The 10,819-nt window shown below is 74.7% G+C and carries 9 protein-coding genes; 4 read left to right on the plus strand and 5 right to left on the minus strand.

Features of this window, described 5'->3' with window-relative positions; translation table 11 throughout:
* The first annotated feature begins 43 nt into the window (after positions 1-43).
* A complete protein-coding gene (locus tag L7D48_RS19525; protein ID WP_237880808.1) occupies positions 44-517 on the plus strand; it encodes a hypothetical protein in 474 nt (157 codons plus the stop codon).
* 88 nt (positions 518-605) lie between these two features.
* On the opposite strand, the gene L7D48_RS19530 is transcribed toward L7D48_RS19525, so the two are convergent.
* The 5 genes from L7D48_RS19530 to paaI all read right to left on the minus strand — a co-directional run bounded on the left by L7D48_RS19530 (position 606) and on the right by paaI (position 6,008).
* The gene (locus L7D48_RS19530) at positions 606-1,637 is read right to left on the minus strand and encodes a B12-binding domain-containing protein (RefSeq protein WP_237880810.1); all 1,032 of its coding nucleotides are present in this window, start codon (positions 1,635-1,637) and stop codon (positions 606-608) included.
* Between the two features lie 29 nt (positions 1,638-1,666).
* Positions 1,667-3,361, minus strand: a complete 1,695-nt coding sequence (locus L7D48_RS19535) for a SpoIIE family protein phosphatase (protein ID WP_237880812.1) — start codon at positions 3,359-3,361, stop codon at positions 1,667-1,669.
* 200 nt (positions 3,362-3,561) lie between these two features.
* Complete coding sequence (locus tag L7D48_RS19540; protein WP_237880814.1) at positions 3,562-4,047, minus strand: MSMEG_6728 family protein; 486 nt, start codon at positions 4,045-4,047, stop codon at positions 3,562-3,564.
* A 150-nt stretch (positions 4,048-4,197) separates the two neighbouring features.
* Positions 4,198-5,520, minus strand: a complete 1,323-nt coding sequence (gene paaK / locus L7D48_RS19545) for a phenylacetate--CoA ligase PaaK (protein WP_237880816.1) — start codon at positions 5,518-5,520, stop codon at positions 4,198-4,200.
* Complete coding sequence (gene paaI, locus L7D48_RS19550; protein WP_237880818.1) at positions 5,517-6,008, minus strand: hydroxyphenylacetyl-CoA thioesterase PaaI; 492 nt, start codon at positions 6,006-6,008, stop codon at positions 5,517-5,519. The genes paaK and paaI overlap by 4 nt, the downstream gene beginning before the upstream one ends.
* Before the next feature lie 292 nt (positions 6,009-6,300).
* On the opposite strand from paaI, the gene L7D48_RS19555 reads away from it, so the two are divergent.
* The 3 genes from L7D48_RS19555 (at position 6,301) to L7D48_RS19565 (ending at position 10,792) form a co-directional block, all read left to right on the plus strand.
* The gene (locus L7D48_RS19555; RefSeq protein WP_237880820.1) at positions 6,301-7,158 is read left to right on the plus strand and encodes a 3-hydroxyacyl-CoA dehydrogenase family protein; all 858 of its coding nucleotides are present in this window, start codon (positions 6,301-6,303) and stop codon (positions 7,156-7,158) included.
* 206 nt (positions 7,159-7,364) lie between these two features.
* The gene (locus L7D48_RS19560) at positions 7,365-9,338 is read left to right on the plus strand and encodes a hypothetical protein (RefSeq protein ID WP_237880822.1); all 1,974 of its coding nucleotides are present in this window, start codon (positions 7,365-7,367) and stop codon (positions 9,336-9,338) included.
* Positions 9,339-9,343: 5 nt separating this feature from the next.
* Positions 9,344-10,792: a branched-chain amino acid ABC transporter substrate-binding protein gene (locus L7D48_RS19565; RefSeq protein ID WP_237880825.1), complete on the plus strand. Its 1,449-nt coding sequence runs from the start codon at positions 9,344-9,346 to the stop codon at positions 10,790-10,792.
* Positions 10,793-10,819: the final 27 nt, after the last annotated feature.

Raw genomic sequence — 10,819 nt, forward strand, 5'->3', positions numbered from 1 at the left:
CTCCCGGCCACATCGCCGAGGCCGCCGCCCCAGGGAGGTCCTGATGCCCCAGCTGGCCGTCTACGTAGGCCTGCTCCACCGCAGCGAGCGGACACTCGCCGAGGCCCTGCGCACCGTGGGGGAGGGGCATGCCGCGGAGGCCGACCTGTACCACGTCTGCGACACCCTGGCGAAGATGAGCGAGGAGCACGTCCGCCGCCTGGAGCCCGTCGCCCGCCGCTACGGCGAGCAGGCCGCCGGCGAGGACATCGAGGAGCCCGAGCGGCTGCACGCCGAGGGGCTCGCCGGAGTCCGCGAGGGGCCCGTCGGACTGCTGCGCGACCTCCAGGACCTGTACGTGCTGGGCACTCTCGTCCAGACGACCTGGACGGTCGTCGCCCAGGCGGCCCAGGGGGCCCGCGACCGCGAGCTGCTGGACCTCGCCCACCGGTGCGAGGGCGAGACGGGCCGTCAGCTGTCCTGGCTCAACACCCGGCTGAAGGCGGCGGCACCGCAGGCGCTGCTGGTCGCGGGCTGACCGGGGGCCGACCGTACCCCGACCCGACCCGACCCGACCCGACCCGACCCGACCCGGGCCGGCTCCGCGGCCGCGGCCGCGGAGCGGGTCACGGTGACGGGGAACGGAGTTCGCGGTCGAGCGCGCCCCGCGCCGCGGCGATGTACGCCGCGGCGCGGGGCAGCTCGCGGAAGGCGTCGGCCATGGCCTCCAGCACCGCGGACAGGGCGTCGACGGGCAGGTTCCGGGCGGTCATGATCCGGCCCGTCCACGCGGTGAAGTCCTCGAACAGCCCCGGATCGTCCACGTACAGCGCGGCCACCAGGTACTCCACGACACGGTGGAGGTCCTCGACGGTGTACTCCCGCTGACGTCCGGCGTACTCCCGCAGCTGCGGGAACCGCTCGGGCAGCACCGCCATCACGTCGTCGACGAGCCGCCCGCGGGCCTCGTCGACCAGGGCGTGCTCGCGGTCGGCCAGATGCGGCAGCGCCTCCTCGGCGGTCGGGGGGAGCGCGGGCGGGGGCGCGATGCCCGCCGCGAGGCGCTCGGCCGCGTCGCGGGCGCTGCCGGCCCAGGCGTCGGCGCCCAGCAGACGGGCGTAGCGGCCGTCCGGGCCGAACCCGGCGCCTCCCGCCAGCACGGGCACGCCGGCGGCCCGGCAGGCGGTGACGGCCGCGTGGGCGACGGGCAGCCGTACGGGCAGGGAGCACGACAGGGCCACCGCGTCCGGGCCGGTGGAGTGCAGATGGGACACCAGCTGCCGGGCGGACACATGGGCCCCGAGGAAGTCCACGTGCCAGCCGCGCAGCCGCAGCACCTCGGCGACCAGCCGGGCGGGCAGCGTGTGCCACTCGCCGTCGGCGCAGGCCACGGCGGCACGGCCGAGCCGGGCGGGAACCCGTGCCGCGGGATGGTCGGCGACCGCGGTGACGGCACGGTCGCTGACGGCGGTGGCCGCGTGCTCCTGCGCGACGGTGAGCCGGTTCTCCGCCCAGCGCACGCCGACCCGCCGCTGCGCGGGCGCGATGACCTCCAGCAGGACGTCCTCGGGTGCGAAGCCCTGGTCCAGAGCCTCGGTGACCTGGGCGACGGCGGAGCGCTCGTCCGCGTTCTCCAGCGCCGTCCAGAAGTCCTCCATCCGGCTCCCGAGAGCCGCCGTTCCCGGGCTCACCGGTCGTCTCCCGCGCGGACGTTCCCGCCCACCGCGCTCAGCGGGGTGCGGTGGGCCGCGGTGACGGCCACCAGCGCGATGTCGTCGTGCTCCCGGCCCGCCAGCCACTCGGAGGTGAGCATTCCGACGCGCTCGACGACGGCCTGGGCGTGCAGGCCCGCACAGGAGCCCAGCACGTCGGCCAGGCGCTCCTCCCCGAACATCTCGCCGTAGGGCCCGCCCCGGGCCTCGGTGACACCGTCGGAGTACAGCAGGCAGGTCTCCCCGGGCAGCAGGGTGGTGGAGCAGGTGGTCGCGGTCGCCTCCGGCAGCACGCCGATCAGCGTGCCCGAGGTGCGGGCGGCCTCCACACCCCCGTCGCGCCGCAGGATCAGCGGCGGCGGATGCCCGGCCGAGGTCAGCCGCAGGGCGACCCGGCCGGTTCCGGGGTCCGGGGCGCCGAACGAGGCGAGCACCAGGGTGACGAACCGGTTCTGGGGGCCGCTCAGCAGCGTGCGGTTGAGCAGGTCCAGCAGCCGTACGTGGTCGGACTCGACCAGTCGCAGCGCCGCGAGCGTGTTGCGGACCTTCCCCGTCAGGACGGCCGCCTCCGGTCCCTTGCCGGCCACGTCGCCGAGCACGACGTCGGTCTCCCGGCCGGGCCCGTCGGCCGGGTGCACGTCGTAGAAGTCCCCGCCGACGCTCTGGGCGCTCTGGGCGGGCCGGTAGGCCCCGGCCAGCTCCACGCCCTCCGGGTGCGGCAGCGCGGGCGGCAGCAGCTCGCGCTGGAGCACGGCGACGGTGGCGACCTGCTCCGCGTAGAGCGCGGCGGCCGAGATCGCCGCACCGGCGCGGGCGGCGAAGATCCGGGTCACGGCGTCGTCCTCCGGGCCGGCGTCCTCGCCCCCGGCACGGCGCAGCAGCACCATCGCCCCGGCGATCTCGCCGCTGCCCGGCAGCGGGACGACCACCGGTGAGGCGGGGCGGCCGAAGCCCTCGGGCAGCAGCCACGCGGGAACCAGGCCGGGATCGACCGACCGGAAGGACACCGGGGGGAAGCCCTCCAGGGCCTCGGCCAGCCCCGGCATCTCCTCCGGGGAGGCGGACAGGGTCTCCTCCTCCAGCCGCCCGTCAAAGACCGCCCGGGTCACCTCCGGGCGGCGGTCCCGCGACAGGCGGACCACGACGGCGGCGTCGGCGAGGTGGCCGGCCGCCAGCCGGGCGGTCGTCACCACGCACCTGCGCGGGTTGAGCGAGGCCTGGAGCCGGGCGGAGGCCCGCGCCAGGAAGGCGGTGCTCTCCCGTTCCGAGCGCAGCGACCGCTCGGCCTCCTCCCGGCCGGTGACGTCCGTCAGCCACCAGGCGGTGTGCCCGTCCGGCAGGGGAGCGGCGTACGCGGTGAGGACGCGCCCCCGAAGGGATCCGTGCGCCGTCGTGGCCGCCTCGGCCGTCCCGGCCGCCTCGGCGTCCGGCCCCTCGCGCCCGCCGTGTCCGCCCCGCGCGGCGGAGACCAGCCAGCCCGGCGCCACGCCGGCATCCAGCACGACCCCGGGGGCGAGGCCGGGCAGCAGGGCTCGCGCCGCGGCGTTCACCAGCGACACCCGCCCCCGCCGGTCCACCGCGACCACCGGCGCCGGCGCCGACTCGACCGTCTGCCCGGCCAGGGCGCGGGAGCCCCCGGAGACGTCTGGAAAGCGAGGAGGGTTGCTCACGGAAGAACGGGGGCACGGCACCCTGGGTGCTCCGCCCGGTCCCCCCTTCGACGGTCGGCGCGGATGGACGGCTGCTCTCTGCCAAGATTCTCGCGGAGGGGGTGAGGGGCGCAAACCCGTCCCACCGCGCCCTGTGCGCACCGGCCCGCGCGGGCCCCGATCGCATCCATCCCCCTCCCGTACCCCCCGGGGCCGGGCCCTCACCCCGGCTCCTGGGCGCGGGGGCCGCGGTCGGAGGCGGGCCACACATACGGCAGGTCGTCCGGCACGCCGGGGAACAGGGGCGCGTAGTGGCCGGGGTCCTTGCGGAGCAGGGAGGAGCGGTGGCTGCGGTGGAAGGAGGGATCGCCCAGCCAGGGCGGCAGCTCGCCGGCCACCCCCAGTTCCTCCTGCGAGCGGGGGACGGCGATGCCGGTCGCGTGCCGCAGATCGGTCAGCATGGTGGCCTCGCAGGTGTCGGCGCGCCCCGCCAGCCGCCAGTGGCGGCAGATCTCCATGCCGTAGCGGACCAGCGCCTCCTCGTACCCCGTCCACATGCGCACGGCCGGGTGCCGGGCCCAGCCGTAGCCGGGCACGGTCAGGGCACGCAGCACCTGCAGGGCCTCCACCCGCTGCTTCCCCAGCCGCCGTGCGTCGAGCACCCGGGCGGTCCCGGCGAAGTCGGCGAGTGGCAGGAACGTCTGCACGGTGTCCCATCCATCCCTTGCGTCCCCCTCGGTGCGGACTGCGATCATCGCAGTCCGCACCGCTTGCCGCAGTCGGGAGGCGGCCGACCGGGTGCCCGGCCGGCCGCCTCCGGGAGCACGGCCCGTGAGAGTGCCCGCGGCACCGCCGGATCAGCCCTCGCGGGCGTCGACGACGCGGCGGATCTTGCCCACCGACCGCTCCAGGGTCTCCGGATCGACGACCTCGACGCCGACGGTGATGCCGACGCCGTCCTTGACGTCCTGGGCGATGGCAGCCTCCGCGGCCGCGCGCTGCTCGGGACTGGCGCCCGGGCGGGCCTCGACGCGCACGGTCATGTGGTCCATCCGGCCCCGGCGGGTGAGCCGTATCTGGAAGTGCGGGGCGACCCCGGGGACCCGCAGCAGGATCTCCTCGATCTGGGTGGGGAAGACGTTGACCCCGCGCAGGATGATCATGTCGTCGCAGCGGCCGGTGACCTTCTCCATGCGGCGGAAGGCGGGGCGCGCGGTGCCCGGCAGCAGCCGCGTCAGGTCACGGGTGCGGTAGCGGACGACCGGCAGGGCCTGCTTGGTCAGCGAGGTGAACACCAGCTCGCCCTCCTCGCCGTCGGGCAGCACCTCGCCGGTGACCGGGTCCACGACCTCCGGGTAGAAGTGGTCCTCCCAGATGTGCAGCCCGTCCTTGGTCTCCACGCACTCCTGCGCGACGCCGGGGCCCATCACCTCCGACAGCCCGTAGATGTCCACCGCGTGCAGCCCGGCGCGCTCCTCGATCTCGCGGCGCATCCCCTCCGTCCACGGCTCGGCGCCGAAGATCCCGATCTCCAGGGAGGAGTCGCGCGGATCGACACCCTGCCGCTCGAACTCGTCGAGGAGGGCGAGCATGTAGGAGGGCGTCACCATGATGATCTCGGGCCGGAGGTCCAGGATCAGCCGCACCTGGCGGGCCGTCATCCCGCCGGAGGCCGGGATGACGGTGCAGCCCGCCCGCTCGGCCCCGTAGTGCGCGCCGAGCCCGCCGGTGAACAGCCCGTAGCCGTAGGCGACGTGCACCTTGTGCCCGGGGCGGCCGCCGGCGGCCCGGATGGAGCGGGCGACGACGTCCGCCCACACCTCCAGGTCGTCCTCGGTGTAACCGACCACGGTGGGGCGCCCGGTGGTGCCGCTGGAGGCGTGCAGCCTGCGCACCCGCGACATCGGGACGGCGAACATGCCGTAGGGGTAGGTGTCGCGCAGATCGGCCTTGGTGGTGAACGGGAAGCGCGCGAGGTCCGCCAGGGAGCGGCAGTCCTCCGGTGTGACGCCCGCCGCCTCGAAGGCGCGCCGGTAGTGCTCCACGTTGTCGTACGCGTGCCGCAGGGTGGAGCGGAGCCGGTCGAGCTGGAGTGCGCGCAGCTCCTCGCGGTCCATCCGCTCGGCCGCGTCCAGCGAGGCGGGGGCCGGGCGCGAGGGAGAGGCCGTGCCGCCGCTCATGACGCCTCCTTGCCCGCCGGGGCGCCGCGTTCGCCCGAGCCCCGTTCGCCCGTGCCCCGTTCACTTGCGCCGCGCTCGCCGACGGTGCGGCTGCGTCCGCGGAACTCGGCGATCACCCGGCCGTCCGTCTCCCGCCGGACGGTCACGTCGTAGACGCCGCTGCGGCCGAAGCGGGCGCGCTCCTCGGCGACGGCCAGCAGCACGTCGCCCTCGTGGGCGGGAGCGGTGAAGACGACGTCCGCGCCGGCCGCCACGGTCACCGGGCCGCGGCTGTTGCAGGCGCAGGCGAACGCGGTGTCGGCGAGCGTGAACAGAAAGCCGCCGTGGGCGACGCCGTGGCCGTTCACCATGTGCGCGGTCACCGGCATCCGCACCGCCGCCGAGCCGTCCCCGGCCCGGAGCAGCTCCATGCCCAGGCCCCGGGAGGCCCGGTCGGCGGCGAACATCCGCTGGGCGGGGCCCTGTCCGGCCTCCGTGAGCTGTGTCATGCGCCTCCACCACTCCAGTCGTGGACTGTCGGGGCCTCAGGGCCGCCGTGCGGTGCCGCGGGCCCGGACCCGCCCCCCTTGAGGCCGACCGACCATTCGGTTAGCTTTGCGGCGACGCCAGGTAAACCGACACCCGGACCGCCTGTCAAGGGACGGGACGCCCGCCGGTACGGTCGCCCTGCCCCCGGTGTGCGCCCCGGTGCCCGGTACCGCACACGTACGCGCGGACGGGCACCGGGGCGCGGCGGAACGGCGGGCACGGCAGCGGACGCGACAGACACGAGGAGAGCTCATGGCAGCGGCACCGGGAACCGTCGGCGTGGTGGGCGGCGGGCGGATGGGCGCGGGCATCGCGCAGTCCTTCGCGACGGCCGGCTCGGCCGTCGTCGTCGTGGAGAGTGGTCGGGAGGCCGCCGCGGCGGCCCTGGAGCGCGTCGCCACCGGCCTGCGCCGGGCCGCCGAGCGCGGCAGGCTGGAGGAGCCCGCCGAGCGGGTCCTGGCCCGCGTCACCACCGTCACCGCCGTGGAAGAACTGCCCGGCGGCGCCGATCTGGTAGTCGAGGCCGTCCCCGAGGACCCCGCCCTCAAGGCCCGGCTGCTCGCCGCCGCGGAGAAGGCCGTCGGCGAGTCGACGGTGCTGGCCACCAACACCAGCTCCCTGTCCGTCACCGAACTGGGCACCGCGCTGGCCCGCCCCGAGCGGTTCCTGGGCATGCACTTCTTCAACCCCGTGCCCGCCTCCGCCCTGGTGGAGCTGGTCGTGGCCGGGCGGACCGCGGACGGCACCGTGCGGACGGCCCTGGAATGGGTCCGCGCGCTGGGCAAGAAGGACGTCGTCGTCAGGGACTCGCCCGGCTTCGCCAGCAGCCGGCTGGGCGTGGCCCTCGGCCTGGAGGCGATCCGGATGGTCGAGGAGGGCGTCGCCGAGCCCGAGGCCATCGACGCCGCCATGAGCCTGGGCTACAAGCACCCGATGGGGCCGCTGCGGCTGACCGACCTCGTCGGCCTCGACGTGCGCCTGGCCATCGCCGAGTACCTCCACGACACCCTGGGCGAGCGCTTCGCGCCGCCGAAGCTGCTGCGGGAGAAGGTCGCCCGCGGCGAGCTGGGCCGCAAGACCGGCCGCGGCTTCTACACCTGGGAGGACTGACACACCCGGGAGCACCGGCCCGTCCGGGGCACCGGCCCCCGGCGGGCCGGTGCCCCGGCGCCCGCCGCGGAAGGCGGTGGGCACCGCACCTCCCGCACCTCCGGTACTCCCCGCGGCGGGTGGTCGCTTTTCGTTGTCGCCCGTGCACCGAAGGTGGCATTCTCCTGTGTGCCGACGGTTGGTTGTCACGGGGGAGGGCCGGTCGGATGGAGGATCACCGCGCGGGAACGGGCATGCGGGGGCGCAACGGCATCCTGGCCCTCGTCGCCGAGTGCCTGGACCAGCCGCCCGGTACGGAGCGGCCGGTGACGATGCTGGTCGGCCCGCGGGGGAGCGGGGCCAGCGAGGCACACGGCGCCGTCATGGGCCGCTTCGGTCCGGAACACCCCTTCGCCTACCTCAACTTCGCCGCGGACCAGGCACTGCTGCCCCGCTACGCCCTCGCCCTGATCGCCCGGCAGCTGGAGCGCAGGCTGCCGCAGTACCGCGTTTCGCGCTTCCCCCGGCTCACCCTCGGGCTGCTCGCCTCGGACCGCGAGCTGCGGATGCCCGACCGCTCGCAGGGCCGGCGCGCCGTCCAGCGGCAGCTCGAGGAGTTCCGGCGGCAGGCCGAGGACCGGCACGGCGACTACCTCTCCGCCTTCCTGGAGGTCGCCGGCAGCGCACTGGGCGCGCCCAACGGCGCCCCCGCCGTGGTCGCGGCCCTCCTGCGGGACGCCGCCGCGCGCGGTGGACGCAGACTGCCGGGAAGGATCTTCGCCGGCGCCCCGCAGTGGTTCGGCGACCACCCGCTGGTGCCCTCCCGGGACCCCTGGGACGCCCTGCTGGAACTCAACATGTGGCGGCACAGCGGCAGCGAACAGGAGAAGCGGATCCTCGACCGCGTCCTGTTCGCCGCGTTCCTCGACGACCTCCGCCACGACACCACCCGCTGGTTCGCCCCCGGCTCCTATCTGCTGCTGCTGGACAACTGCCACACCGACCAGGGGCGGCTGTTCCTGGAGCTGCTCACCGGCGCCCGCCGCGACGCCGCCCTGACCGGGGCCGTCTGCGACCCCCTGACGGTGGTGGGCAGCTCCAACCGCTGGCTGGAGAACTGGGGCTCGTCCGCCGGGGACCAGTGGCCCTGGCAGCTGCGCGGCCCCGACCGGGCCTGTCTCGCCGACTGGCGAGAGCGCCGTCCGGCCCACGACAGCGACGACTCCTGGTGGTATCCCCTGCGGCTGCGCGATCTGACGCTCGACGAGGTGCGCACCGGCATCGAGCTGGCCTCGCCCCGCCACTCCGGCCTCGCCCCCTTCGTGTACCGGCTGACGCGCGGCCTGCCGGTGGCGGTACGGCAGGTGATGGACGTCCTGGACCTGGCCAACACGCCCCGCCGGGGCAGCGGCGAGTTCGACCTGTGGCTGCGCTCCCTGCCCGGCCGGAGGATGCGCCGCGCACCGCACGACACCCTGGCCGACGCGGCGCTGGACCACCTTCTGGAGGACTTCCCGCAGACTCAGCGCGAAGCGCTGGTGCGGTGCGCGGCGGCCCGCGACCTGTCCATGGGCAGCAGGGTCCTCGGTGCGGTGACCCCGGGCGGCGCCGGCGAGTCGCTGTTCAACGAGGTGCGCTCGCGCTGGCTGCTGGAACCCGGGCACGCGCAGCCGCGCCTGCACCCGTGGCTGCGCAGGCTGCTGCTGTGGCGGCTGGCCGCCGACCCCGGCGAGTGGGACACCGTCCACGACCTGATGGCGGACCACTTCGAGGCGGAGGGCCGGCCCGAGGAGACGATGTACCACCGGCTGGCGGCGCACCGCGTCGAGGACGTGGTGGAACAGATGGCGGGCCACTTCCGCGAGTTGAGCGCCGCGCGCTGGATCCGGCTGTTCAACGCGGTCACCTCCGCGCCCAACCGGCTGCCCGCCGACCGCTCGCCGCTGGAACTGCTGGGAGAGCTCGCCCCCGAGGCGCCCACCCACTCGATCACCGACGTCTCGGTGATCCGGGGACTGGTCTGCGCGCGCTGGCTGTGGAGCGACCCGCTCGGCGACCCGGGGCTGCGGCTGAACAGCGTGATAGCGGCCAAGTACGACCGGCTGTCCGAACTGAGGGGGAGTGAGATCGTGGCCCTGTACGACGAGGCCGAGCGCTACCGGCACTGGCGCCATCCGCTGACGCTCGCGGACGAGGGGTGATGGGCGTGGCCGGGCGCCGGATCTCCCTGCTGACCGTCAAGCGCTCCGTCACCGCCGCCGTGGTGCTGGCCGTCCTGACCGGGGTGTCGCTGTTCGTCCACGACTGGTACGTCCACCGCGACGACCTGTGCGCGCAGGGCGTGACGAGGATGGAGGAGCCGAGAGCGGAGTGCGTCGGGACCACCGACGGATCGTACGTCTTCGCCGAGCACCTGGCCGCGGTGAGCGGGAGGATCGAGCGGGCGAACCGGGAGGTCACCGCGGGGGACGGGAAGTACGTCACCGTGGCGTACATGACCTCCGTCACGGTCGACGAGAACGACAGCAACCCCGAGGAGTCGGTGCGGCACGAGCTCCAGGGCGCCCATCTGGCGCAGCAGCGGCACAACGAGCGCTTCACCCCGAAGATCAGGCTGCTGATCGCCAACACCGGCAGCGGCTCCGCGCACTGGCGGCACACCGTCGACGGGTTGATCGGGCTCAGGGACGGCGGCGAGCCGCTGGTGGCGGTCACCGGCCTGGGGCCGAGCACGGACCGCAACCTGGCCGCCCTCAGGAGGCTGTCGGACGCGGGCCTGGCCACGGTGGCCAGCACGATGACCGCCACCGGCATCGGCGGCATGGAGGGCTTCGTCCGCGTCGCCCCCACCAACGTCGACGAGGCCAGGGCGGCGGCCCGGTACCTCAGACAGAAGAAGATCCGCACGGCCATGGTGGTCCAGGACGTGGCGGAGGGAAACCTGTACGCCGACACCCTGGGCGACGCCTTCACCGAGGAGTTCCCCCGGGGAGGGAAGGAGTACGAACTGGTCGCCGAACGAAAGCAGTTCGACTCCTCCCTGGAGGACAGCTGGAGGAACGAGCTGCAGATCCTGTCGAACCAGCTGTGCTTCCACCGGCCCGAGGCCGTCTACTTCGCCGGCAGGGGGCGGCATCTCACCCACTTCCTCGACGCGCTGGCCGAGCGGTTCTGCACCGAGTGGGACTTCATCGTGATGACCGGCGACGACACCACCAACCTCACCGACGAGCAGGTCAGAAAGGCCGCCGACAGCGGGGTGCAGGTCTTCTACACCGGACTGGCCCACCCGGAGATGTGGAAGGACGAACCGGACGGCGCGCCCGGGGCGGTGCAGGCGGCCTTCCGCAAGGGCGGCGTGCTGGAGCAGTGGTTCGGCAGGGAGCGGCACATCGACGGCCAGGCGATGATGGCGCACGACGCGGTGCTGACCGCAGCCCGTGGCGCGCAGATGGCGAGCAGGGGGACGCGCGTCACCGGCCGGGCGGTCGGCAGGATGTTCCAGCTCATGGAGGACAGCGCCCAGGTCAGAGGGGCGAGCGGCACGCTGACCTTCGAGGAGAACGGTGACGCGCACGACAAGGCGGTGCCGATCCTGAAGCTCGCCTCCAACGGAGACCCGGTCTTCGTCACGGTCCTCTCGCCCCGCGGCTGAGGTGAGGGGCGGCGCGGGGCGGGAGGC

This window comes from Streptomyces sp. ICN903, assembly GCF_022015835.1.
GTDB classification, from domain to species: domain Bacteria; phylum Actinomycetota; class Actinomycetes; order Streptomycetales; family Streptomycetaceae; genus Streptomyces; species Streptomyces fenghuangensis.